Source organism: Microbacterium sp. NPDC077663, assembly GCF_044542795.1.
GTDB lineage: Bacteria > Actinomycetota > Actinomycetes > Actinomycetales > Microbacteriaceae > Microbacterium.
This window is the reverse complement of record NZ_JBITVE010000002.1, coordinates 368069-391882: the sequence shown is the minus strand read 5'-3', so window position 1 is coordinate 391882 and position 23814 is coordinate 368069. Positions and strand designations below refer to the sequence as shown.

At 71.3% G+C, this 23814-nt stretch carries 25 protein-coding genes; 8 read left to right on the top strand and 17 right to left on the bottom strand.

Annotation, left to right across the window (positions count from 1 at the left end; translation table 11 throughout):
* Nucleotides 1-11: 11 nt before the first annotated feature.
* Both ACIGEP_RS09360 and ACIGEP_RS09355 read right to left on the bottom strand, forming a co-directional pair.
* On the bottom strand, nt 12-1097 hold the full coding sequence (locus ACIGEP_RS09360; RefSeq protein ID WP_396661350.1) for an ABC transporter permease: 1086 nt from the start codon (nt 1095-1097) through the stop codon (nt 12-14).
* Complete coding sequence (locus tag ACIGEP_RS09355) at nt 1094-1978, bottom strand: ABC transporter ATP-binding protein (protein WP_396661349.1); 885 nt, start codon at nt 1976-1978, stop codon at nt 1094-1096. The genes ACIGEP_RS09360 and ACIGEP_RS09355 overlap by 4 nt, the downstream gene beginning before the upstream one ends.
* Nucleotides 1979-2192: 214 nt before the next feature.
* On the opposite strand from ACIGEP_RS09355, the gene ACIGEP_RS09350 reads away from it, so the two are divergent.
* A complete protein-coding gene (locus tag ACIGEP_RS09350; protein ID WP_396661348.1) occupies nt 2193-2762 on the top strand; it encodes an NADPH-dependent FMN reductase in 570 nt (189 codons plus the stop codon).
* 58 nt (nt 2763-2820) lie between these two features.
* On the opposite strand, the gene ACIGEP_RS09345 is transcribed toward ACIGEP_RS09350, so the two are convergent.
* Nucleotides 2821-3483: a response regulator gene (locus ACIGEP_RS09345; protein ID WP_396661347.1), complete on the bottom strand. Its 663-nt coding sequence runs from the start codon at nt 3481-3483 to the stop codon at nt 2821-2823.
* A complete protein-coding gene (locus ACIGEP_RS09340; protein ID WP_396661346.1) occupies nt 3480-4724 on the bottom strand; it encodes a sensor histidine kinase in 1245 nt (414 codons plus the stop codon). Before ACIGEP_RS09340 ends, ACIGEP_RS09345 begins: the two co-directional genes overlap by 4 nt.
* A gap of 120 nt (nt 4725-4844) precedes the next feature.
* Here ACIGEP_RS09340 and ACIGEP_RS09335 point away from each other — a divergent pair, with 120 nt between their 5' ends.
* Complete coding sequence (locus tag ACIGEP_RS09335) at nt 4845-5471, top strand: dihydrofolate reductase family protein (RefSeq protein ID WP_396661345.1); 627 nt, start codon at nt 4845-4847, stop codon at nt 5469-5471.
* 36 nt (nt 5472-5507) lie between these two features.
* On the opposite strand, the gene ACIGEP_RS09330 is transcribed toward ACIGEP_RS09335, so the two are convergent.
* Nucleotides 5508-6350, bottom strand: coding sequence for an exodeoxyribonuclease III (locus ACIGEP_RS09330; RefSeq protein WP_396661344.1), 843 nt, complete (start codon nt 6348-6350; stop codon nt 5508-5510).
* Between the two features lie 52 nt (nt 6351-6402).
* On the opposite strand from ACIGEP_RS09330, the gene pyrE reads away from it, so the two are divergent.
* Nucleotides 6403-6981, top strand: a complete 579-nt coding sequence (pyrE, locus tag ACIGEP_RS09325) for an orotate phosphoribosyltransferase (protein WP_396661343.1) — start codon at nt 6403-6405, stop codon at nt 6979-6981.
* A gap of 3 nt (nt 6982-6984) precedes the next feature.
* On the opposite strand, the gene ACIGEP_RS09320 is transcribed toward pyrE, so the two are convergent.
* On the bottom strand, nt 6985-7131 hold the full coding sequence (locus ACIGEP_RS09320; protein ID WP_396661342.1) for a hypothetical protein: 147 nt from the start codon (nt 7129-7131) through the stop codon (nt 6985-6987).
* 83 nt (nt 7132-7214) lie between these two features.
* Between ACIGEP_RS09320 and ACIGEP_RS09315 the strand changes: the two genes are divergently transcribed.
* Both ACIGEP_RS09315 and ACIGEP_RS09310 read left to right on the top strand, forming a co-directional pair.
* Complete coding sequence (locus ACIGEP_RS09315; RefSeq protein ID WP_396661975.1) at nt 7215-8168, top strand: SDR family NAD(P)-dependent oxidoreductase; 954 nt, start codon at nt 7215-7217, stop codon at nt 8166-8168.
* Between the two features lie 155 nt (nt 8169-8323).
* Entirely contained in the window at nt 8324-8668 is a 345-nt protein-coding gene (locus tag ACIGEP_RS09310) for a TfoX/Sxy family protein (RefSeq protein ID WP_396661341.1), read from the top strand.
* A gap of 2 nt (nt 8669-8670) precedes the next feature.
* On the opposite strand, the gene ACIGEP_RS09305 is transcribed toward ACIGEP_RS09310, so the two are convergent.
* Both ACIGEP_RS09305 and ACIGEP_RS09300 read right to left on the bottom strand, forming a co-directional pair.
* Complete coding sequence (locus tag ACIGEP_RS09305) at nt 8671-9315, bottom strand: metal-dependent transcriptional regulator (RefSeq protein WP_396661340.1); 645 nt, start codon at nt 9313-9315, stop codon at nt 8671-8673.
* A gap of 10 nt (nt 9316-9325) precedes the next feature.
* Nucleotides 9326-10594: an Nramp family divalent metal transporter gene (locus tag ACIGEP_RS09300; protein WP_396661973.1), complete on the bottom strand. Its 1269-nt coding sequence runs from the start codon at nt 10592-10594 to the stop codon at nt 9326-9328.
* A 103-nt stretch (nt 10595-10697) separates the two neighbouring features.
* Here ACIGEP_RS09300 and ACIGEP_RS09295 point away from each other — a divergent pair, with 103 nt between their 5' ends.
* Entirely contained in the window at nt 10698-11339 is a 642-nt protein-coding gene (locus ACIGEP_RS09295) for a TrmH family RNA methyltransferase (RefSeq protein ID WP_396661339.1), read from the top strand.
* 81 nt (nt 11340-11420) lie between these two features.
* Here ACIGEP_RS09295 and ACIGEP_RS09290 read toward each other — a convergent pair whose 3' ends face one another.
* The 4 genes from ACIGEP_RS09290 to ACIGEP_RS09275 form a co-directional block, all read right to left on the bottom strand.
* Complete coding sequence (locus ACIGEP_RS09290; protein WP_396661338.1) at nt 11421-11645, bottom strand: hypothetical protein; 225 nt, start codon at nt 11643-11645, stop codon at nt 11421-11423.
* A gap of 177 nt (nt 11646-11822) precedes the next feature.
* Nucleotides 11823-13247, bottom strand: coding sequence for an AAA family ATPase (locus tag ACIGEP_RS09285; RefSeq protein ID WP_396661337.1), 1425 nt, complete (start codon nt 13245-13247; stop codon nt 11823-11825).
* A 37-nt stretch (nt 13248-13284) separates the two neighbouring features.
* Nucleotides 13285-13932, bottom strand: coding sequence for a response regulator (locus tag ACIGEP_RS09280; protein WP_396661336.1), 648 nt, complete (start codon nt 13930-13932; stop codon nt 13285-13287).
* Complete coding sequence (locus ACIGEP_RS09275; RefSeq protein WP_396661335.1) at nt 13925-15595, bottom strand: ATP-binding protein; 1671 nt, start codon at nt 15593-15595, stop codon at nt 13925-13927. The genes ACIGEP_RS09280 and ACIGEP_RS09275 overlap by 8 nt, the downstream gene beginning before the upstream one ends.
* 152 nt (nt 15596-15747) lie before the next feature.
* On the opposite strand from ACIGEP_RS09275, the gene ACIGEP_RS09270 reads away from it, so the two are divergent.
* Nucleotides 15748-17268: a CitMHS family transporter gene (locus ACIGEP_RS09270; protein ID WP_396661334.1), complete on the top strand. Its 1521-nt coding sequence runs from the start codon at nt 15748-15750 to the stop codon at nt 17266-17268.
* Between the two features lie 120 nt (nt 17269-17388).
* On the opposite strand, the gene ACIGEP_RS09265 is transcribed toward ACIGEP_RS09270, so the two are convergent.
* The 5 genes from ACIGEP_RS09265 to ACIGEP_RS09245 are packed head-to-tail and all read right to left on the bottom strand — an operon-like array spanning nt 17389 to nt 22578.
* The gene (locus ACIGEP_RS09265; RefSeq protein WP_396661333.1) at nt 17389-18708 is read right to left on the bottom strand and encodes an MATE family efflux transporter; all 1320 of its coding nucleotides are present in this window, start codon (nt 18706-18708) and stop codon (nt 17389-17391) included.
* Nucleotides 18709-18766: 58 nt separating this feature from the next.
* Nucleotides 18767-20188 carry a rhamnulokinase family protein gene (locus ACIGEP_RS09260; RefSeq protein WP_396661332.1) on the bottom strand — a complete coding sequence of 474 codons (1422 nt, stop codon included), beginning with the start codon at nt 20186-20188 and terminating at the stop codon, nt 18767-18769.
* A complete protein-coding gene (locus ACIGEP_RS09255) occupies nt 20185-21042 on the bottom strand; it encodes an alpha/beta hydrolase fold domain-containing protein (protein WP_396661331.1) in 858 nt (285 codons plus the stop codon). The genes ACIGEP_RS09260 and ACIGEP_RS09255 overlap by 4 nt, the downstream gene beginning before the upstream one ends.
* A 7-nt stretch (nt 21043-21049) precedes the next feature.
* The gene (gene rhaI, locus ACIGEP_RS09250) at nt 21050-22216 is read right to left on the bottom strand and encodes an L-rhamnose isomerase (RefSeq protein ID WP_396661330.1); all 1167 of its coding nucleotides are present in this window, start codon (nt 22214-22216) and stop codon (nt 21050-21052) included.
* On the bottom strand, nt 22213-22578 hold the full coding sequence (locus tag ACIGEP_RS09245) for an L-rhamnose mutarotase (protein ID WP_396661329.1): 366 nt from the start codon (nt 22576-22578) through the stop codon (nt 22213-22215). Before ACIGEP_RS09245 ends, rhaI begins: the two co-directional genes overlap by 4 nt.
* A 106-nt stretch (nt 22579-22684) precedes the next feature.
* Here ACIGEP_RS09245 and ACIGEP_RS09240 point away from each other — a divergent pair, with 106 nt between their 5' ends.
* Nucleotides 22685-23686 (top strand): LacI family DNA-binding transcriptional regulator, encoded by a 1002-nt coding sequence (locus ACIGEP_RS09240; RefSeq protein WP_396661328.1) that lies wholly within the window; start codon nt 22685-22687, stop codon nt 23684-23686.
* Nucleotides 23687-23814 lie beyond the last annotated feature (128 nt).

The following is a 23814-nucleotide window of genomic DNA, read 5'->3' as shown; positions in this document are numbered from 1 at the left end:
GCGCGACGGACTCAGCGCGAGAGGGCCTCGCGCAGCTTGACGCGTGCGCCCATGCGCAGGAGCGAGTTCTCGTAGATCTTCGCGCCCAGCAGGATCGCTCCGACGCACGCGGCGAGCATGACCACGAGGGCCAGCAGCGGCTCCCACCACTGCGCCTCGCCGACGAAGATGCGCACCGGCATCCCGACCGGGGCCGAGAACGGCACGTACGACATGATCGTCAGCACGACGGGGTTGTCGTTGAAGAAGATGACGAGGAAGTACGGCGCCATCACGATGTAGGTCAGCGGTGTGATCGACGGCCCGATGTCCTCCTGGCGCGAGACCATCGCCCCCGCCGCCGCGAACAGCGCCGCGAGCAGCACGAACCCGAACAGGAAGAAGACGGCGAACCAGGCGATCGGGCCGCCGAGTCCCGCGATCAGGAAGTCCTGATCCGTCACTGTCAGGCCGACGATCGCGACCGCGGCGATGCCGACGATCTGTCCCATCGCGAGCACGGTGTTGCCCAGCACCTTGCCGGCCAGGAGGGCCCGGGTCGGGATGGCCGAGATCAGCAGCTCGACGACGCGGGTCTGCTTCTCCTCGACGACGCTCGTGGCGATCGTCGTGCCGAAGGTGAGGGCTGCGGCGAAGAACACACCGCCGAAGGCGATCGCGATGATGTATCGCAGGAAGCCGTCGGTGCTCGCCGGCTCGAGGATCTCCACCTCGGGCGCGATGCTCAGCTGCTGGAGCAGGCCGTTGGACACCTGCTCGTCGAACACCACGATGTAGCCGAGCGGGTCGGCGCCGCCCGGGATGACGGCCGCATCGACCGTGCCCTCGCGGACCAGGTCGCGCGCCTCGTCGGCGGTCGCGGCATCGGTCACATCGAAGGCGTCGGGGTCGGCGATGACGGACGCCGTCTCGGCGGTCACCGCGATCGGGGTGCGGTTGTCGCTCTGCGCCGTGAAACCGGCCCAGAGGACCGCCGCGAGCACGATGACGAACATGACGACGGTGGAGATGATGAACGACTTCGAGCGCAGCTTCGAACCGATCTCGCGCTCGGTGACCAGCCAGACGCTCTGGCCGAAGGACGGTGACGTGTTCACTGGATGACCTCCGTGAAGATCTGGGCGAGGGTGGGGCGACGGGGGGCGAAGCTGGTGACGGCGCCGGCGGCGACCGCGCGCTGCAGGACGCGCTGGACGGTCTCTTCCGAGTCGGCCTCGAACACCGCGTACCCGCCGTCGAAGTCGACGACCTCGACGCCCGGCTCGTCGCGCAGCCAGCCGGCGTCGGTCGCCGAGACGAGCTCGAAGCGACGCGACGCGTGCTCGGCGCGCAGGCCGTCGCGGGTGCCGGCCGCCCGGATCGTGCCGCCGGCGATGATGACGAGGTCGTCGCACAGACGCTCGACGACGTCGAGCTGATGCGACGAGAAGAGCACCGACGCACCCTGGGCGGCACGGGCCTGCAAAACGTCGGCGACGACGTCGACCGCGAGCGGGTCGAGGCCCGAGAACGGCTCGTCCAGGATCAGCACCTCGGGGTCGTGCACGAGAGCCGCCGCGATCTGCGCGCGCTGCTGGTTGCCGAGCGACAGGGTCTCGACGTTGTCGTTCAGGCGCTCCCCGAGCCCGAGCTCCTCGAGCAGGGCCGTCGCGCGGGTCGTGGCATCCGCCTTCGAGAACCCGTGCAGTCGAGCGAGGTAGACGATGTGCTCGAGCACCTTCATCTTCGGGTACAGGCCGCGCTCCTCGGGCATGTACCCGAAGCGGCGGCGGTCGGCGGTCGTGACGGGGGAGCCGTTCAGCGTCACCTCGCCGCTGTCGCGGCCGAGCACGCCGAGCATGATCCGCATCGTGGTGGTCTTGCCGGCACCGTTCCCGCCGACGAACCCCGTCAAGCGGCCGGGCGCGACGTCGAACGCGACGTCGTCGAGCACCCGCCGCGAGCCGTAGCTCTTGGTGATCCCGCGTAGCTGCAGCATCCGTTCCTCCTGTGATCGGTGCGCCACCGGCGGCGGCACGTGTCCCACGTTAGGAAGATCGGATGCCGCGGACCTCCCCCGGGCGGCTGATCCTGCTGCCCCGCCGAGAGGGGGAGCGTGTGTTCCGAGTGCATTCACTGGAATACGGATGACGGTGGTCACGTTGGAGTCTGCGGTGCCGAACGGCATCCGTTTCGACTCTTATGGAGGACCCATGACGAACCGCACCATCGGCTACATCGTCGGCAGCATCTCGTCGACGTCGATCAACCGCCGCCTCGCCAAGGCGCTGGAGCGCCTGGCACCTGAAGGCACCACGTTGGTCGAGATCCCGATCAAGGACCTGCCCTTCTACTCGGTCGACCACGACGGGAACTTCCCTCAGGTCGCCGTCGACTTCAAGCAGGCGATCGCGGACGTCGATGGCGTCATCATCGTGACCCCCGAGTACAGCCGCTCGATCCCGGGCGTCCTGAAGAACGCGCTCGACTGGGCCGCCCGCCCCTACGGTCAGAACGCCTTCAACCTCAAGCCCACCGCCGTCATCGGCACCTCGGGCAGCGGCATCGGCACCGCCGCGGCGCAGCAGCACCTGAAGGCGATCCTCAGCCACTTCAACGCCCCCACGCTCGGCCAGCCCGAGGGCTACGTCCAGAGCACGCCGGGCCTTTTCGGCGAGGACGGCGAGGTCACGAGCGACGAGACCGCCGGCTTCCTCAGCGGCTACCTCGAGGCGTTCGGCGACCTGATCGACCGCTACGCCAAGCTCCCCGCGGGCGTCTGACCCGCGCTCCGGCTGGAACGGCCCCGATTCGGGCGGGGCCGTTTCGCGTGTCCGGCCGTCAGGCCAGGCCGTGTCGATAGGCCCAGACGACGGCGGCGACGCGGTCGCGCGCGCCGAGCTTCTGCAGCACGTTCGACACGTGCGTCTTCACCGTCGCCTCGCCGATGTAGAGCTCCCGGGCGATCTCGCCGTTGCTCATCGCCTGCGCGAGCAGCCGCAGCACCTCGGCCTCGCGATCGGTGAGCTCGACCGGAAGGGCGGGTGCGGCATCCGTCTCACGGGGGAGGGGCGTCGCCTCTGCGTGCGCGAACCGCTCGATCACGCGACGCGTCACCGAGGGCGACAGCAGCGCGTCGCCCGAGTACGAGACCCGCACGGCGTTCGTGAGCTCCTCGGGACCAGCGTTTTTCAGCAGGAACCCGCTCGCACCGGCGGACAGCGCCTGGAAGAGGTAGTCGTCACGGCCGAAGGTCGTCACGATGACGACGGATGCCGCGACCTCCGCGTCCGCCACGATCCGCCGCGTCGCCTCGAGGCCGTCCATGTCGGGCATCTGCACGTCCATGCAGATGACGTCGGGGTGCAACTCGCGCGCTGCTGCGACTGCGGCGCGACCGTCACCGGCCTCGCCGACGACCTCGATGTCGCCCGCGGCCTCGAGGATCATGCGGAATCCCGCGCGCATGACGGCGTGGTCGTCGACCAGCAGCACCCGGATCATGCCGGCACCGCCTGGGTGCGCGGCACGCGCGCTCGCACGAGGAATCCCCCGCGGTCGCGTGCGCGCGCTTCGAGCGTTCCTCCGGAGGAAGCGGCCCGTTCGCGCATGCCGACCAGTCCGAGACCTGCTCTTCCGGAGATCGGTGCGCGACCCGTGTTCGAAACCTCCAGCTCGACCGCGTCCTCGGCGTAACGCAGCCGCACGTCGGCGGTGGCGCCGGGGCCGCCGTGGCGGCGCGCGTTCGTCAGCGCCTCCTGCGCGATGCGGTACAGGTTCACCTGGACGATCTCGGACGTCTCGACCGGCTCCCCGACGACCGAGAGCTCGGTCGGCAGGCCGTTCGCGTTCGCGTGCGCGACGAGCTCCGGCAGGGCGTCGAGGCGCAGCGTGGATCCCCCCGGTGCGTCGGCGTCGGGGGTCCGGAGCGTTTCGAGCAGCTGGCGCAGTTCGGTCAACGCCTGGCGTGCCGAAGTCTCCACCCCCGTGAGTGCGGTCTTCGCGGCATTCTTGTCGCGGTCGAGCACGGTACGCGCCGCCCCCGCCTGCACCCCCATCGCCGAGACGTGGTGGGCGACGACGTCGTGCAGCTCGCGGGCGATGCGCACCCGGTCGAGGGCGACGGCCTGCGCGGCCGTGCGTTCGCGTTCCCGCTCGAGCTCGGCGGTGCGCTCCTCCAGCGCGGCCTTGTCCATCGCGCTCGCATAGGCGCGTTCGCCGAACAGGTACGCACCGCCGAAGAAGGCGACGTTGACGAGGAACTGGATCATCGCGAAGGCCGCGAACGGTGAGAAGGGACCCTCCTGCGACAGGCTGTTGCCGGATGCCGCGGACTGGAACACCGTCACGAGCAGCCACACGAACATCGCGACGATCAGCAGGATCCGCACGAGCGCCGCGCGGCGCCGATCGGCGAGCCACGCGCCGACGGTGTACATCGCGATGAAGATGGCGACGTTGCCCACATAGACCTCGGGGATTCCCACGGAGACGCCGACGAAGAACGCCGCCGATACGGCGATCAGCACGATGCTCGGGTAGCGCCGGCGGAAGGCGAGCGGCACGGTCAGCGCGGCGGCGTAGAGCATCGCCCAGTACAGCGCAGGGGGGTCTCCGCCGTAGATGTTCGAGACCGAGCCGAGGGCCGCGCTGAGCATGCCGGCGACAAGCATCCCGGCGGCGAGCCAGGCGTCGTGACGCCGTTCGGTCGCGGTGACGGCGCGGCGGAGCGTCGAGTCGGACATGCTTCCCACGCTAGAGGGGCGGATGCGGCGCGGCATCCGTCGCGCGGGGGAGACCTGGCCCGCGGTCGCAGCGCGGAGTACAGTCCCTCGCGTATCGGGACTGACGGGGAGGGGACGGTCATGCGCGGACGCATCATCATCGACCTGTTCACGACCCTGGACGGCGTCGCGCAGGCGCCGGGCGGTCGTGACGAGGACACCTCGGACGGGTTCCGCTTCGGCGGATGGCAGGCACCCTTCCCTGACGACATGGTCGGCGCGCAGGTCGGCGCCTACATCCGCTCGATGGATGCCCTCCTGCTCGGGCGTCGCACTTACGACATCTTCGCCGCCTACTGGCCTCATCACACCGACGGCGCGGTCGGCGAGATCGGCCGTGTGTTCGACCGCGTTCCCAAGTACGTCGCCTCGAGATCAGAGATGGAGCCGACGTGGGCGGGGACGACGAGGATCGGGGGCGACACCGTGCGGGAAGTCGACGGCCTCCGCGACCGGCATGAGGAGATCCACGTGGTCGGCAGTGTCGGCCTCGTTCACACTCTGCTCGACTCGGCGGCGTTCGACGAGCTGCGGATGTGGGTACACCCCGTCGTTCTCGGGGAGGGTCGTCAGGTGTTCCCCGCCGGCGCGACGCCGCAGACGCTTCGTCTCATCGAGCCGCCGAAGGTCGGGGACCACGGAGTGGTGCAGGTGAGGTACGAGCCGGCGGGTCCGGTGGTGACCGGTGACATGGACGACGGCGCCTGAGCGCAACCCGCTCAGGCGCGGACCACGCCCGACGCGTCAGAAGATCATCGGGCGGTCGTCGTCCTCGTCCTCGCCACCGAGCTCGAGGTCGACGACGACCGGGACGTGGTCGCTGGGGATCTCGCCCTTGCGCTCCTCGCGGTGGATGGAGGCCCCGGCCACGCCGTCGGCGAAGGCCGACGAGCCGAGGATGAAGTCGATGCGCAGACCCTCGTTGCGCGGAAAGCGCAGCTGCTTGTAGTCCCAGTACGTGTAGCCCGTGGGCACGAGCGGGCGGACGGTGTCGATCAGACCGGCGTCCAGCAGCGATTGGAACGCCGCGCGCTCCTCGGGGGAGACGTGGGTCGTCACACCCTCGACGACCGTCGGGTCGCCGTTGTCGGCGTCCGTCGGGGCGATGTTGAAGTCGCCGACGAGCGCGAGCGGCAGATCGGGCTGCGCGGCGAGCGTCGACTGCGTGTAGGCGCGCAGCGCCTCGAGCCAGTGCAGCTTGTAGGTGAAGTGGGGGTCGTCGAGGCCGCGTCCGTTGGGGACGTAGAGGCTCCAGACCTTGACGCCGTCGATCGTCGCGCCGAGTGCGCGCGCCTCCTGCGGGGCATCCGGTCCTTCATGACCCTTCAGGAAGCCGGGCATGTCGGGGAAGGCGTACTCGACCTCGGTGATCGGCTCACGGCTCGCGATCGCGACGCCGTTCCACTGGTTCAGGCCGTGCGCCTCGACGTGGTATCCGGCCTCTTCGAATGCCTCGTAGGGGAACTGCTCGGGCTTGCACTTGATCTCCTGCATCGCGAGCACGTCGATGTTCTCGCGCACGGCGAACTCGACGGTGCGCACGACGCGCGCGCGGATGGAGTTGACGTTCCAGGTGGCAAGCCGCATGGTTCCCAGCCTAGATCGGGCGTCGGACGCCGCCGGTCGTAGACTCGGAGCCGTGACTGTCGCCTCCACGCCCGAACTCGAAGCCGACCGCCGGCGCCTCATCTCGCTCATCCAGGAGGAGGCGGTCTTCCACGGCGACTTCACCCTGTCGAGCGGCAAGAAGGCGTCGTACTACGTCGACATGCGCAAGCTGACGCTCGACCACCGCGCGGCTCCCGCGATCGGGCGCATCATGCTCGACCTCATCCGCGACGTCGACGGCATCGTCGCGGTCGGCGGACTGACCCTCGGCGCCGACCCGATCGCGAACGCCGTCATGCACGAGTCGGCGCGCACCGATGCCCCGCTCGACGCCTTCGTCGTGCGCAAGGAGCCCAAGGACCACGGCCGCGGCCGGCAGGTCGAGGGAGCGGATGTCGCGGGCAAGCGCGTCGTCGTGGTCGAGGACACCTCGACCACCGGCCAGTCGGCGCTGAAGGCGGTCGAGGCGCTGCGCCGCGAGGGCGCCGAGCCCGTCGCCGTCGCCGTCATCGTCGACCGCAAGACCGGAGCTCAGGCCGCGGTCGAGGCCGAGGGTCTCACCTGGCTCGCCGCGATCGACCTCGACGACCTGGGGCTGGCGCCGCAGTAGTCCCTACTTGGGCTCGAGGTCGTCCCACGGCTGACGGCCCCGCCGGTCGTCGCCGCGGCGCCGGACCGCGCGCACGATGATGATCACGAGCGAGGTCAGCATCGTCAGTCCGACGACGCCGTAGAGCAGGTTCTGCTCGAGTTCGTTCATGCGTCCACTCTCGCACGACGGGTCGGACGACGGACCGCGCAAGAGGATGTCGCACACAGGTGCCCGAGCGTAGGGTCGAGGATGTGGCGCGCGATGACTGGGACCCGGACGATCTGCCCGATCTGAGCGGCCGGCGATACCTCGTCACCGGGTCGAACACCGGCGTCGGATTCTTCTGCTGCCTGCAGCTCGCAGGGGCGGGGGCGCACGTCATCATGACGGCGCGGAATCCATCACGGCTGTCCCGCGCGCGGGCCGCGATCCTCGACCAGGTGCCGGATGCCGACCTCGAGACCCTCGCCCTCGACACGAGCAACCTCGGGTCGGTGCGCGCGGCCGCCGCGACCGTGCGCGGACGCGTCGGACTGCACGGCGCCCTGTTCAACGCGGGCATCGTCCACCCGCCGAAAAAGCGCGAGATCACCCGGGACGGGCACGAACTCGTCATCGCCACGAACGCGCTCGGTCACTACGCGCTCGCCGGTGCCGTGCTGCCCGCGCTCGCCGCGGCACGCGGCCGCATGGTGTGGCTCGGATCGGTCGCGACCAAGCTCTTCCCGTGGGATCCGATCGACCCCGACCTCGTCGACGGCTACACCCCGTGGCGGGCGTACGTCCAGTCCAAGGTCGCCGCAGCCGCCCTCGGGTTCGAAGCGGATCGGCGGCTGCGTGCGGCATCCGTCCCCGTGCAGAGCCTCGTCGCGCACCCCGGCTATTCGCTCGGCGGGCGCACCCGACGGATTCCGGGCGTCAGCGCGCCCTCGCGGCGCAAGCGTCTGCTCGGCGGACTGCAGTCGGCCGTCGCGCAGTCGAAGGAGCGCGGGGCGTGGGCGCCCGTGCGCGCGCTGGTCGATCCCGACGCCGAGGGCGGGCAGTACTGGGGCCCAGCCCGCATGTACACCGGTGCTCCCGTGCTCGAGCGTGCGCCGCGCATCGCGATCGACCCCGACGTGGGCTCGCGCATGTGGCACTACGCCGAGCATGCGACGCGCACCGAGTGGCCGTACCTGAAGGGTCGGCGGCTGCGTCTGCGCTGAGCCGCGTCCCTCGATGGGGCGACGGATGCACGACCGGTGGGGCGGGAGTGTATTCAGGCCGTCGTGCGCGGCGGCATCCGCACCGGAGGTCGTGCAGGCGTGCGGCGCCGCGTCGGTGCTTGCCCCGCAGCACCCCGGGGCGGTAGGGATGGGGCATGGCTGAGATGGTGCGGGCGACGCCCGAGGTGCGCGAGATCCTCGACGAGGCGCGCACGATCATCGGCGACCGCGCCGTGCGTGAGATCGCGATGTTCGGCGCCGTCGCGCTGATGGTCGACGACTCGATGGCCGTCGCGGTCCTCAAGAACGAGTCGCTCCTGGTCCGGGTGCGCGATGACGAGGATGCCGCATTGCTCGCCGAACCGGACGCGACCCGGTCGTACATGGGCGAGCGATCGATGGGGCTGAGCTGGCTGCGGATCGCACTCGACCCGCAGCACTCCCGCCTGGAGTTCTGGGTGCGCGCGGCCCTGCGCCGCCCCGGCAAGCGCGCGCGCTGACCTCAGGCGGTCAGCCAGACCGCCTGCGCGGCGGCGGGTGGCAGGGCGATCGTCGGACCGCCGTCGAGCTGCACGGCATCGCGACCGGTCGCCGTCAGGGTGTGGCCGACGTCGATGCCGAGTTCCTCGAGGGATCGCAGCAGGGCGGGGTCGCGGTCCGAGACGCGCAGCACCCGCCCGGTGTGCCCGATCGTCGCCTCGGCGAGCAGCACGAAGGGCTCCCTTTCGACGCTGCCGTCGGGCCCCGGGATGGCGTCGCCGTGCGGGTCGAACCGCGGGTGGCCGAGGCGCGAGTCGATGCCGGCGAGCAGCCGGTCGCTGATGGTGTGCTCCAGCACCTCGGCCTCGTCGTGCACCTCGTCCCACGAGTAGTCGAACTCGCGGACGAGCCAGGTCTCGATGAGGCGGTGCCGGCGGATCACCGCGGTCGCGCGGGAGGTCCCGGCATCCGTCAGCGAGATCGGGCCGTAGGGACGGTGCGACACCAGGCCCTGCGCGGCGAGCTTCTTGATCATCTCGGTGACCGACGACGGCGCGAGCCCGAGTTCGGCGGCGAGCACCGACGGGGTGACGGGATCGGTCTGCCACTCGGTGTGGTGGTAGATCGTCTTCAGGTAGTCGTCGACCGTGGACGCAGAGGCGGGCACGGAGCCCAGGTTATCCGCCGAACAGGGTCAGCCAGAGCAGCAGACCGTTGAGCGTGACCAGGAAGACCGACGCGAGGATGCCGGCGGCGGTCGTCCACGCGCGGTTGCGATAGGTCCCGAGCACGTCGGTCTTCGCCGTCAATGCGACCAACGGGATGAGGGCGAACGGGATGCCGAAGCTCAGGATGACCTGGCTGAGGATCAGTGCGAATGTCGGGTCGACGCCGAGGGCGAGGATCACGAGCGCCGGGACGAGGGTGACGAGGCGGCGGGCGAGCAGCGGGATGCGGACGCGCAGCAGGCCGTGCATGATCTCGGCTCCCGCGTATGCCCCGACGGCGCTGCTGGCCAGTCCGCTCGCGAGCAGACCGACGGCGAACAGGGTCGCGACGACGGGGCCGATTCCGCCTTGCAGTGCGGCGTACGCTCCCTCGAGGCTGTCGGTGCCGGGCACGCCGGAAAGGTTCGCGGCGGCGAGCAGCAGGATGCAGAGGTTCACGGTGCCCGCGATGGCGAGGGCGATCGTCACGTCCCAGCGCGTGGCGCGGAGGATGCGGCGGGTGTCGATCGCGGCGTCGGCGGCCGCGGCATCCGTCGTCAGGCGGGACTCGGCGGGCCGGAACCGGTCGCGGGCGAGCGAGCTGTGCGCGTAGATCGCGTGCGGCATGATCGTCGCGCCGAGTATGGATGCCGCCAGCAGCACCGAGTCGGTGCCGTCGAAGCGCGGCAGGAGGCCTTCGACGACGCCGGTCGCCTCGGGCGGTCCGATGAAGACGCCGTAGGTGAAGCCGAGCGCGATGATCGCCATCAGCCCGATGATGACGAATTCGAAGCTGCGGGCGCCGCGGCGCGACTGGATGAGCAGGAGCACGATCGACACGGCTCCGGTGATCAGGCCGCCCCAGACCAGCGGCACGCCGAAGAGCAGCCACAGGGCGACGGCGCCGCCGATGATCTCGGCGACGTCGGTCGCCATCGCGACGAGCTCGGCCTGCAGCCAATAGGCCCGGCGGGCGGTGTTGTTGCGGATGCGGGTGCCGAGCACTTCGGGCAGGCTCTGCCCGGTGACGACGCCGAGCTTGGCCGAGAGGTACTGGATGAGCCAGGCCATGACGTTGCCGAGCACGACGACCCAGACCAGCAGGTAGCCGTACCGGGCGCCGGCGGTCATGTTGCTGGCGACGTTCCCGGGGTCGAGGTAGGCCACGCCGGCGACGAGGGCAGGTCCCAGCAGCCACGCCGCGCGGGTGCCCGTCCGCGGTCGCGGCGTGGTCTCCATCGCTGTTTTCGGCACGCCGAAAAATCTAGCAGGACTTTTCGGTGCACCGAAAGCCGGTGCCCGCCGCGCCCGCCGCCCGGCGCGGCGCGGCTAGCCTGGACCGGTGCCCGAGCCGATCGATCCCGCCGACGCGGAGCCGCAGCTGCCCGTCGGTGTGGGTCCCTGGCCGGGCGGTCCGGATGCCTGGCCGGACGACCCGCGCTTCGACCGCGACCTTCTCGAGCACGGCGACCGTCGCAACGTGATCGACCGCTACCGCTATTGGACGATGGCGGCGATCGTGGCGGACCTCGACGAGAAGCGGCATCCGTTCCACGTCGCGATCGAGAACTGGCAGCACGACATGAACATCGGCTCGATCGTCCGAAGCGCCAACGCGTTCGGTGCGGCCGAGGTGCACATCATCGGCAAGCGGCGCTGGAACCGACGCGGCGCGATGGTGACCGACCGCTACCAGCACGTCCGCCATCACGAGGACGTCGCGGCCTTCGCCGCATGGGCGGATGCCGCCGGCCTGCCGGTCCTCGCGATCGACAACGTCGACGGGTCGGTGCCGGTCGACCGCGCGGATCTGCCGGAGCGCTGCGTGCTGCTGTTCGGGCAGGAGGGTCCCGGGCTCTCGCCCGAGGCGCTGGCCGCGGCATCCGGCGTCGTCGAGATCACCCAGTACGGGTCGACCCGGTCGATCAACGCCTCGGCCGCGGCGGCGGTCGTCATGTACGAGTGGTGCCGCCGCTACGCGTGACGCTCAGGCGGCCACCGTGGTGTGCGGGTGTCGTCGCCGTCCACACCGTCGGCAGCGCGGGTGAGGCTCCGCCGCCGACGGTCAGTCCTCGATCGTGAGGTCGACGGTGTAGGTGGCGTCGGTTCGGCCGACCAGCAGGGCTGACCCGGGTCGTGCATCGGCGGGGACGCTGACCTCCGTGTCGAGTCGACCGTCCTCGATCGACGCGGTGCCGAGCGTATGAGATTCGCCGTCCTGGCTCAGCTCGACGGTGACCTCCCGCCAGGGTGCCTCTGCCGGCGGGTCATTGGGGGTGTCGTTGCACACGGTCCACCCGTCCCCGGTGACGGTGATGGTGTCGCGATGCCGTCGCCGGTGACACCGCCAGCGTCGGCGCCTCGCAGGCCCCGTCCGCCGTGCCTCCGACAAGCAGACCCCCGCCGCCGCAGCCGGTGAGGGCGACAGCCACGACCGCCGCCGCGAGCACGCCCCACCCCCGTCGCATCAACCGAACATCCCGAACTCGACCCCGCCCGGTCCGCCGGCGGCCTGCGCGTCCGCCGCGGCGTCGCCGCCGAAGAGCACGCGCGAGATGCCGCGGGTGTCCTCGAGCATCGCGTCGAGTGCGACGGCGAGGTCGTCGTCGGTCACGTCGCGGTCGTCGCTGACGGCGCGCAGCACTGCGCGGCGGATGACCTCCTTGACGAAGGATGCCGTGACCCCCTCGGCGCGCTCCGCGGCCGCCGTGAGCGCCTCGGCCGACAGCGGCAGTTCGCCGCCGTACACCTGGAACAGCCGCTCGCGGGCGGGCAGGTCGGGGAGGGGGATCTCGAGCGCCAGGTCGACGCGGCCCGGACGCGCGGCCAGGGCGGGCTCGAGGATCTCGGCTCGGTTCGTGGTGAGGACGAACGCGACATCGGCATCCCCGTCGAGGCCGTCCAGCGCGTCGAGGACCTCGAACAGCAGCGGTTGCAGGCCGAAGTCGCCGCGGTCGGCGGCCACGAGGTCGACGTCCTCGAGCACGACGAGCGCGGGGCTCATCGCCCGCGCGAGCGCGGCGGCCTCGCCGATCAGACCGAGCGCGGCGCCCTGGAGCAGCACCACCGTCGTTCCGGGCGTCTCGTGGATGAGGTGTCGGATCGTCAGGGTCTTGCCGGTTCCGGGCGGGCCGTACAGCAGCACGCCGCGCTTGAGGTGCTGCCCGCGCGCGCGCAGGTCGTCCGCCCGCCCGCCGATGTCGACGACGTGCGCGCGGATGCGGTCGAGCAGCCCGTCGGGCAGGATCACCTGCTCGGCCGTCACCGTCGGCCGCTCGAGGAACGTCATCTTGCCGATGCCGTTGTGACCGAACTCTCCGCGCGCGAAGCTCACCACGTTTCCGCGCACGACACTGAGCTCGGCCATCAGCCGGCGCACCTCCGTGAGCAGCCCGGAGGCGACCTCGGGCGCAGCGGCGACCACGTCGAGCGTCGCGGTCTCCCGGCCCGTCTGCGGGTCGGCGGCGCGCTGCAGGGCGGCCACCGGCATCCCGTCGAATCGGAACAGTCGCAGCGCCGTCGACTTGGTCTGCCGGCTCGTTCCCGGACCCGTCGGGACCGACACGTACTCGACCGGCCCCGGCTGGATACGGGCGTACGGCGAGGCGAGCAGGCCCGCGAACTCCTCGTGCCGCAGGTGCCGGCCGCCGCGCAGGCCGAGCACCTCCGCGTCGTCGCCGGCGAGGGCGTCGAGCGCGAGGTCGAGATCTACGAGACGGTGCGGTGGGACCGACTCGGACACCATCGGAAGCGCGGTCGGGTCGGCGCCGAGGTGATCGCGCACCCGCTCGCCCAGCGGGGTCAGCGGGGCCTCCTCGGCCTCCGGCATCCGATTCAACCGCTGCACGAGGCGGTGAAGATCCTTCAGGAAGTCGTCGTCGCGCGGGTCCATGCCCGCACTCTAGGGGACGGGGGTGACGCCCACGTCGTCACGCCAGGCGGAAGCGGTGCTCGGGGCGACCGGTCGTGCCGTAGCGCAGGCTGATCTCCACGACCCCCCGTGCGGCCAGGGCGGTGAGGTGACGTTGTGCGGTCGCGCGCGAGATGCCCCCGCGTTCGGCGACCTCGCTGGCCGACGCCTCGCCGTCCGCCAGAGCGGTGATGATCGTCCGCTCGGTGGCCGAGCGCGACAGGGAAGCCTGTTCCGGCGCGCCGCGCAGGGCTGTCGCGGCACGGTCGATCTGATCCTGCGTGAGAGGAGCGGCGTCGGAGAGGAGATTGCGATAGCGCGCGTACCGGCCCAACCGATCGGCGAGGACCCGGCTCTCGAACGGCTTGACGAGATAGGCGAGCGCGCCGGCGCGGAAGGCCCGGCGCACCGACCTGGCGTCGGTCGCCGCCGACAGGACGAAGGCGTCGACACCGCACGAGCGGACGACTTCGATCCCGTCGCCGTCGGGCAGGTAGACATCGGCGAGGATCAGGTCGGGCGCGGCGGTCCGCACTGCCTGCAGCGCCTCTGCCGCCGTCCGGGCCGGATCGAGCGCCGTGAAGCCCGGCGTTCCTGCCACGATGTCGCGATGCACCCCGGCAACGCGGAAGTCGTCGTCGATGATCAGCACGCGGATGTCACTCATCGCCCTTCCCCTCGCTCTCGGATCCGTCGGGACCGGCGCTCATGACGCCGGGCAGACGCGCGCCGAACACTGCACCCTCCCCGCTACCGCCCGCTTCGATGACCCATACGTCGCCGCCCCGGCGCCTCGCGAGCTCGCGCGAGAGGGGCAGCCCGATGCCGAGGCCGTGGATGGATGCATCGGTGTCCGACCGCACCCGCGCCGCGAAGACGGCGGCCGTGTCCTTTATCCCGCCGCCCGAGTCCGCCACCGTCAGGACGAGTTCGCCGCCGCCGGATCCGTCCAGCTCGTCGAGGAGGGTCACCTCGACCCAGGGCTGTGACCCGGATGCCGGGCCCGCCGCGGCGGCCGCGGTCACCGCGTTGCCGACGAGGTTGCCGAGGATCGCGAGGGTGTCCTCCACGTCGCGGAGGCTGCTGCGCAGCAGAGTGGCCTCGCCGACGCGCAGCTCGACGCCCCTCTCGCGGGCGGTCTCGGCCATGGCGCCGAGGAACGACTGCAGGACGGGGTCGGCGACGGCGTCCAGTCCTTCGACGCGGGCATCGACGGCACCACGCGCCGACACGTCGCGGAGGAAGTCGCGCGCCTCGCCGGTGCGACCGGCGTCGAGGAGTCCCGACGCCGCGCGCAGACGGTTGGCGAACTCGTGCCGCTGGGCGCGGAGCGCATCGCTCAGGGTGCGGACGCCGTCGAGTCGTTCGGTCAGCGCGAGCAGGTCGGTGCGATCGCGCAGCACCGCCGCCGTCCCGAGCCCACGTGGCCCCCGGCGCACCGGGCGGACGTCGACGTAGACGATGCGGTCCCCCACCGCGATCCCCGACGGCGCTCCCGCCGTGAGCGCCTCGCGGACCCGGTCGTCGACAGGGACGTCGCGAAGAGGGGTGCCCGGCTCGGCCGCGGTGCCCAGCATCCGCGTCGCGGCGTCGCTCCATACGCGCACGACGCCGGCGTCGTCGACGGCGACGATGCCGTCGTCCGAGCTCTCGAGGACGGCGGTCTGTGTCTGCACGAGAGCGGCGAGCTCCTCGGGTTGGACGCCGAGCGTCACCCTCTCGAGCCGACGGCGCAGCAGCAGGGCGGCGATCGCGCCCAGTGCCAGCGCCGCGAGGACCGCCGCGGCGATCCCGAGGACGAGGGTCGGCAGATCGCGGAACACGCTGGCGCGCTCGAAGCCGACACTCACCTCGCCGACGGGCGAGACCGCGTCGTCCGGACCGTAGACCGGGACCTTGGCGCGGGCCGACTCTCCGAGCGTGCCCGATTCCCACGTCACGACCTCTCGACCGGCGAGAGCGTCGTCGAAGCTCGTGCTCACGACCTCGCCGAGGCGAGCCGGATCGGGATGGGCGAGCCGGATGCCGTGGTCGTCGGTGATCACGACGAACAGGACGTCGGTGCGGCCGGTCACCGCGCCCGCGTACTCCTGGAGAGGTCCGTCGCGGAGCTCGGCGGCAGCAGGCGTGCCGGGATCGGCGGAGTACTCCGCGACGAGCCGGCGGACATCCGGCGCCGCCGCGACGCTCCGCGCGATGTTCAGAGCGGACGATTCCGCCTCTGCCCGCAGCTGCTGCACGCCCAGGACGAGGAACACGGCCGCGCACGCCGCCACGACGCACACCTGCGTCACGAGCTGGAGGACCAGCATCCGGCTGGCGAACCGCATCGCGTCACCTCCCTGCGCACAATGAGCAGAACACAGGTTACGCGCACAACGACGGGGAATGCGCCGTAGCGCGCGGTCCGATCGTGGCACTCCCTAGCATCGCGGGATCAGGCACCGAACCCCTCGTGCCGATTCACGACGAAGGAGTCGCGATGAGCATCGTGCAGACCGAGGCAGTCGAGTACCCCGTGGCATTCACGCCGCCGGACACCGTCCTGGTCATCCTCGGGTTCGTGATGGTGCTGACCTTCATGGCGCTGATCATGACCCGGCGGCTGACGCCGATGGTCGCCCTCATCACGGTGCCGACGATCTTCGGCCTCTTCGCCGGCGCGGGACTCGGCCTCGGCGACATGGTGATCGACGCGATCGGCGACCTCGCGCCGACCGCCGCCCTGTTGATGTTCGCGATCATGTACTTCGGCATCATGATCGACGTCGGCCTGTTCGATCCCCTGATCCGCCTCATCACACGCCTCCTCGGCGACGACCCGGCGAAGGTGGTGCTGGGCACCGCGATCCTCGCAGGTGCGGTGTCGCTCGACGGCGACGGATCCACGACCTTCATCATCACGACCTCGGCGATGCTGCCGATCTACCTGCGCCTCGGCATGAGCCCTGTCGTGCTGACCTGCGTCGCCGGTCTGATGAACGGCACGCTCAACATCGTCCCGTGGGGCGGCCCGACGGTGCGCGCCGCCTCGGCGCTGGGCCTGCAGCCGACCGACATCTTCGTGCCGATGCTGCCCTCGCTCGCCACCGGCATCGTCATCTCGTTGCTGTTCGCCTGGTTCCTCGGGCTCTCCGAGCGTCGCCGCCTCGCGGGGTCGGTCGACACCTCCCGCCTCGACGGCGCGACCGGCGACGGACGCCTCGGGGCACCCCGCCTCTTCCGCGGCGCCGAGAACAAGCCGGGCGCCCTCGCGCACCTGCGCACCGGCAACATCGTCACGGTTCGCGGCGCCCGCACCGCGGTGGCCGCCTCGGAGCTCGTCGACAACGCCGACACCGCGATGGCCGACACGCTGCTCGACCCGAACCGCGCGAGCCTGCGCCCGAAGCTCATCTGGTTCAACCTCGCCCTCACCCTCGCCGTCATGGTGATGCTCGTCCTCGACATCTACCCGCTCGCGTACGTCTTCATGGTCGGCGCGGCCGTCGCCCTCATCGTCAACTTCCCGCGGCTGAAGAGCCAGGCGGACGAGATCGTCGCCCACGCCCCCAGCATCGTCGGAGTCGTCTCGATGGTCCTCGCCGCAGGCGTCCTGGTCGGCGTGCTCAACGGCACCGGAATGGTCAGCGCGATGGCGAGCTGGGTGACCCAGGTCATCCCGCCGTCGCTCGGACCCTTCATGGCGGTGATCACCGGCATCCTGTCGATCCCGTTCACCTTCTTCATGTCGAACGACGCGTTCTACTTCGGGATCCTGCCGATCCTCGCCGAGAGCGCCACGACCTACGGCATCGATCCCGTCGAGATGGCCCGCGCGTCGGTGACGGGTCAGCCGGTCCACCTGCAGAGCCCGCTCGTCCCCGCGATCCTGCTGCTGGTGTCGCTGGCGGGTGTGAACCTCGGCGACCACCACAAGAAGGTGCTGTGGCGCGCGGTCGTCGTCTCGCTCGTGATGCTCGCCGTCGCCGTTGTCGTGGGAGCCGTGCCGCTGATGGCCTGAGTCGGGGCGGGCCTGCGTTCAGCCGTGCTGCGGACATCGGCGTTCGAGCGGACCTTCGGGCCCGCATCCGTCCGCTCGAACGCGGATCTCCGCCCGCAGCGCCGAGGCTGACGACGGGTCTCAGACCGCGACGGTCAGCCATTCGGCGCGGCGCACGCGCCAGCCGAGGGTGACGAGGCGGGCGAGCATGTAGACGCCGAAGAAGCACACCGCGAGCCAGGCCAGTCCACCCGCCCCGGCGGGGTGGACGGCGATGAGGATCAGCAGCACCGGCAGGTACGGCACGAGGTTGAGCCCGCCGGCGACCGCGAGGTACTTCGCGTCACCCGCACCCATGAGCACGCCGTCGAGGACGAACACCACCCCGCAGATCGGCTGAGCCACGGCGAGCACGAGCAGGGCGGGCTGGATCAGGGCCGCGAGCCCGGGATCACCCGTGAAGGCCAGTCCGATGACCCCCGAGAGCGCCGCGATGAGCGCACCGACGATGACGCCGAACCAGACGCCCCACGCCACGGTGCGGCCGAGCACCCGCCGCACGAACGGTTCGTCGCCGGCGCCGAGGCCGCGGCCGATCAGCGCCTGTGCGGCGATCGCGAGCGCATCGAGAGCGAACGCCGCGGTCGAGAAGATCGTGAACGCGACCTGCCAGCCGGCGAGCTCGTCGGTGCCGAGTCCGGTCGCGACGCCGACGGTCGCGAGCAGCGCGGCGCGCAACGAGACCGTTCGCAGGAACAGCCATCCGCCCGAGCGTGCCGACCCGCGCACGCCCTCGCGCTGGGGCAGGACGGATGCCGAGTGCCGCCGCGCGAGCCGTCCGATCACGACCGCGTAGGCGGCGACCATGCCCCACTGAGCGGCGACCGTGCCGGCCGCGGAGCCGGCGATGCCCCACCCGAACCCGTAGATGAACAGCCAGTTCAGCAGGGCGTTCGCGCCGAAGCCGAGACCGGCGATCCACAGCGGGGTCACGGTGTCCTGCATCCCGCGCAACAGGCCGGTCGCGGCGAAGACGATGAGCATGGCGGGCAAGCCCCACATCGACAGTGCGAGGTAGGTCACGGCCTGCTCGGCCACCTCGCGGGTGGGACCGAAGAGGTCGACGAGCCACGGCGTCGCGAGCGACCCGGCCAGGGCGAGCAGCGCTCCGAGCCCGAGGGCGAGCCAGAGCCCGTCGATGCCGACGCCGACGGCGCTCTTGCTGTCGCCCGCGCCGAACCGTCGCGCGACGGCCGGGGTCGTCGAGTACGCCAGGAAGATCATCAGGCCGACGATCGTCTGCAGCACGGCGCTCGCGATCCCGAGCCCCGCGAGCGGGACGACACCGAGGTGGCCGATCAGCGCGGCATCCACGATCAGGAACATCGGCTCGGCCACCAGCGCCCCGAGCGCGGGCACCGCCAGGCGCAGGATCTCGCGGTTCAGGGTCTGCGCGGCCATGATTTTCAGCCTAGGGGTGCCCGCCGACGATGCCGCGCGCCGTGCGCTGCCGCACGGCTCAGCCGGCGCGCGGTTCGTACCGGCGGGGGAGGTGCGTGCGGACCACGAGGTCGCGGAGCGCCTCGAGCGAGCCGCTCACGAGGCCGGCGGCCCGGGCCTGCACGAGGATGTTCCCGAGCGCGGTCGCCTCGACCGGGCCGGCCAGCACCGGAACTCCTGCGCGGTCGGCGGTGCGCCGGCACAGCAGCTCGTTGAGCGCGCCGCCTCCGACGACGTGGATGACGCGCACGTCGACCCCGCCGACCCGCCCGGCTTCGTGCGCGGCATCGGCGAAGGCCTGCGCGAGAGACTCGATGATGCTGCGGGCGATCTCGGCGGGGCTCTGCGGCGCGGCGATGCCGTGTTCGGCGCACCAGGCGGCGATCCGCGCCGGCATGTCGCCCGGCGGCAGGAAGCGCGGATCGTCGACGTCGAAGACGGCGACCGTGGTCGGCGCGGCGGCCGCGGCTGCCAGCAGCTCGGCGAGCTCGATCTCGTGGCCCTCGCGCTGCCACCCGCGGACGGTCTCGCTGAGGATCCACAGCCCCATGACGTTGCGGAGCAGCCGGGTGCGTCCGTCGACCCCGCCCTCGTTCGTGAACTTCGCCTCGCGTGCGGCGTCGGTGAGGACGGGCTGTTCGACCTCGACGCCGACGAGCCCCCACGTCCCGCAGGAGATGTATGCCGCGTCGCCCGACGCCATCGGCACGGCGACGACGGCGGATGCCGTGTCGTGCGACCCGACGGCCGTCACCGGGACGCGGGCGCCGAGGCTCGCGGCGACGTCGGCCGACAGCTCACCGATCGTCTCGCCCGGGGAGGCGAGCGGCGCGAGCAGGTGCGGCGACAGCCCGAGCGCGGCGATCAGCTCGGCATCCCATTCGCCCGTGTCGGCGCGGAGGAGTCCCGTCGTCGACGCGTTCGTGCGCTCGGTGCGCGCCTGCCCTGTCAACCAGAACCCGATGAGGTCGGGGATGAGGAGGGCGTGGTCGGCGAGGTCGAGGAGGTCGCGGTCTTCGGCGGCGAGTTGGTACAGCGTGTTGAACGGCAGGAACTGCAGCCCGTTGCGGGCGAACAGCGCCGCGTGCGGGTGGCTCGCCTGCACCGCCTCGACACCGCGGCCGGTGCGCTCGTCGCGATAGTGGAACGGTTCGCCCAGCAGGCGCGAGCGCGCGACGAGACCGTAGTCGACGGCCCACGAATCGACGCCGATGCTGGCGATGCCGGCGTCGCGGCGCAGCGCTTCGCGCAACCCGTCGAGGACGGATCCGTACAGCCCGAGCAGGTTCCAGTGCAGCCCGTCGGGCAGGCGCACCGGATCGTTCGCGAATCGTGCGACCGTCGTCGTCTCGAGCGTGGCAGGACCCACGCGGCCGACGATGACGCGACCGCTCGTCGCCCCGAGGTCGACGGCCGCGACCGCTCCCTGGCTGCCGGTCACGGGGTCAGGGCGGCCAGCCGCGCGGCGAAGCGGGCCAGCGTGAGGGATGCGGCATCCCCCTCATCGGGGCGGTTGAGGTGGCCGTGATCGGTGCCGGGCTCGATGACGTGCTCGACCTCGCGTCCGGCGGCCGCGAGCGTGCGCGCGAAGTGCTCACTCGAGACGCGCAGCTCGTCGATGTCGCCGGCGACGATGAGCGTCGGCGGGAACTCGGCGAGCTCATCCGCCGTCGCGAGGCCCGGGATCGCTACCAGGGGAGCGCCGACGACCGATCCACCGAGGTAGTTCTCGTACATCCCGAGAACGGCATCCCGACCGAAGCGGTCGGCCTCGGGCTGCGCGTCGAGCGCCGCCCGCAGCGCCGCGTCGGGCGCCGGCTGCTCGGCGAGCAGCGTCGGGTACGCGAGCAGCACGAGCGCCGGCAGAGCGCGGTCGTTCGCGATGAGGCGCAGCACCGCACCGGTCGCGATGTTCGCCCCCGCGCTGGCCCCGCCGATCGCGAGGCGCGCCGGGTCGACCCCGAGGGTGGCCGCCTCGGCGTGCAGCCAGTCCCACACCGCGAGGGTGTCATCGGATGCCGCGGGGAACCCGGCACGCTCGCGCCCGGGCTCGGCGGCAGGAGGCTCCCACCCGTCCGGCAGGGGCGCGAGACGGTAGTCGACGGAGAGGACCGTGGTCCCGGCATCCGCCAACGTCCGTGCCACGTGATCGGCTTCAGGCATGTCGATGTCGCCCGCGGCGAATCCGCCGCCGTGCAGCCAGACGAGTCCGGGGGCCGGCCGATCGAGGACGCGCGCGGGGTAGACGCGGACGAGTCCGCCGGCGGCGCCGTAGGGGGTAGGGGTCTCGCTCATCGGTAGATCATGCACCCCAGCCGGCCTGCGTGCCGCCGACGCGCTCGTCGGCGATCTTCTGCAGGTGACCGGATGCCGCATACGCCGCCATGGGGTCGGCGGCGAGGCCGCGCGACTCACGCCACTCGGCGAGGGCAGGACGGACATCGGTGTAGAAGGCGTCCATCAGGATGCCGTTGGCGCCGAGGACGTCGTTGGCCTGCTGCGCCGCGGTCAGTGCCTCGCGGTCGACGAGCAGGGCGCGGGCGGTCATCTCCTGGACGTTGAGGACCGAGCGGATCTGGCCCGGGATCTTGTCCTCGATGTTGTGGCACTGGTCGAGCATGAAGGCGACGTCGGGGTTGTTCAGTCCGCCGCCGCGGACGACCTCGACGAGGATGCGGAACAACTGGAACGGGTCGGCGGCGCCGACGATGAGATCGTCGTCGGCGTAGAAGCGCGAGTTGAAGTCGAACGAGCCGAGCTTTCCGAGGCGCAGCAGCTGCATGACGATGAACTCGATGTTCGTGCCGGGCGCGTGGTGCCCGGTGTCGAGGCAGACCATCGCCCGCTCGCCGAGGGCGGCCACCTGCGCGTAGGACGTCCCCCAGTCGGGGACGTCGGTGTGGTAGAACGACGGCTCGAAGAACTTGTACTCGAGCACGAGGCGCTGCGCGTCGCCGAGGCGTGCGTAGATCTGCTGCAGCGAATCCTGCAGACGGTCCTGGCGGCCGCGCATGTCGTTCTGGCCGGGGTAGTTCGAGCCCTCGGCGAGCCAGATCTTGAGGTCGCGCGAGCCCGTCTCGTGCATGATGTCGATGCACTCGAGGTGGTGGTCGATGGCCTTGCGGCGGATGCGCTCGTCGTGGTGGGTGAGCGCGCCGAACTTGTAGTCCTCGTCCTGGAACGTGTTCGAGTTGATCGTGCCGAGCTGGACGCCCAGGTCCTCGGCGTGGCGACGGAGCGCGGCGTAGTCGTCGACCTTGTCCCACGGGATGTGCAGCGCGACGCTCGGGGCCAGCGCGGTGTAGCGGTTGACCTCGGCGGCATCCGCAATCTTCTCGAAGGGGTCGCGCGGGGTGCCCGCCGTCGCGAAGACGCGGAACCGGGTCCCGGAGTTGCCGAACGCCCAGCTGGGCAGTTCGATGCCCTGGCCTTCGAGCTGAGTGAGGATCTCGGGCGAGAACGTGGTCATGACGGATCGCTTTCTGAAGGGGCGTCGGCGGCGGCCGCCGACTGGTCGTGCAGGTTGAAGACTTCGACGAGCGGGGTCGCCGCCTGGTCGGGACGGCCGTCGAGGCCGACGAAGAAGCGGCCCATCTCGGCCTCCCACCGGGCGGCGATGGGCGAGGCGGCGAGGTAGGCCTGCGCGGCGGTGTCGTCGTCGACCTCGTAGTAGCCGAACAGACGACCGCCGTCGCCGAGAAAAAGGGAGTAGTTGCGCCGGCCGGCGGCGGCGATCTCGGCGAGCATCTCGGGCCACACCGGGGTGTGGCGGGCGACGTACTCGTCGATGAGCGCAGGGTCGATCTGCAGCTGGAAGGCGACGCGGGGCATGTCACTCCTTCGTGAGCGGGGGTCGTTGATCGGGGAAGCGTTGTATGAAACGATTCAAGAATCAGAACAGTAACGTGGGTGCGAAGCATCCGTCAAGGCAGGTCACGTGGCAGTCAGTGTGAAGGACGTCGCTCGCACCGCGGGCGTCTCGGTGGGGACCGTCTCGAACGTCCTCAACCGCCCCGCGAAGGTCGCTCCGGCGACCGTCGAGCGCGTGCACGCCGCCATCTCCGCGCTCGGCTTCGTCCGCAACGATGCCGCCCGCCAGCTGCGCGCCGGCCGTAGTCGCACCATCGGCCTGGTCGTCCTCGACTCGGCCAACCCCTTCTTCGCCGAGGTCGCCCGCGGCGCCGAGGAGCGGGCCGCCGAGCACGGCGTGATCGTCCTCTTCGGCAGCAGCGGACAGGATGCCGCCCGCGAGAACACCTACCTCGACCTCTTCCGCGAGCAGCGGGTCAACGGGGTGCTGCTGACCCCGATCGCGCTCGACGAGACCCGGGCCGCCATGCTCGAGACCGCCGGGGTGCCCGTCGTGCTCCTCGACGCGGAGGCCGACGGCGACCTCCCCTCCGTCGCCGTCGACGATGTCGAAGGCGGCTACCTGGCCGTGCAGCACCTGCTGCAGCAGGGGCGCCGTCGCATCCTGTTCGCCGGGGGACCGGCATCCGTCCGCCAGGTGGCGGACCGCCTCGACGGCGCCCGACGCGCGCTCGCCGAGGTGCCGGACGCCACGCTCGAGGTCGCCTCGACCGACGAGCTGACCGTGCTCGCGGGCCGGCTCGTCGGCGAGCAGCTCGCCCATCGCGATGCGGCCGACCGGCCCGACGGCGTGTTCTGCGCCAACGACCTGGTCGCGGTCGGGGTCCTGCAGGGTGCCGGCATCCTCGGGTCGCTCCGTGTGCCCGAGGATCTCGCGCTCATCGGCTACGACGACATCGACTTCGCGCAGTCGACGGTCGTGCCGCTCAGCTCGATCCGCCAGCCCGCGCGCGAGATCGGCGCCGCCGCCGTCGACGCGCTGTTCGCCGCGCTGGAGGACCCGGATGCCGCGCCGCAGCGCATCCGCTTCCGGCCCGAGCTCGTCGTCCGCGCCTCGACCGGGGGCTGATCCGCTCGCCACGGCACGTGCGTGGGTCACGCGCCGTTGTGGTCGACATCATGTGCTCGCGACGACAACACACGCTGTGCGCGGTACACGACATGTGACCTCGTCGAGAGCACGTGATGTGGACACCG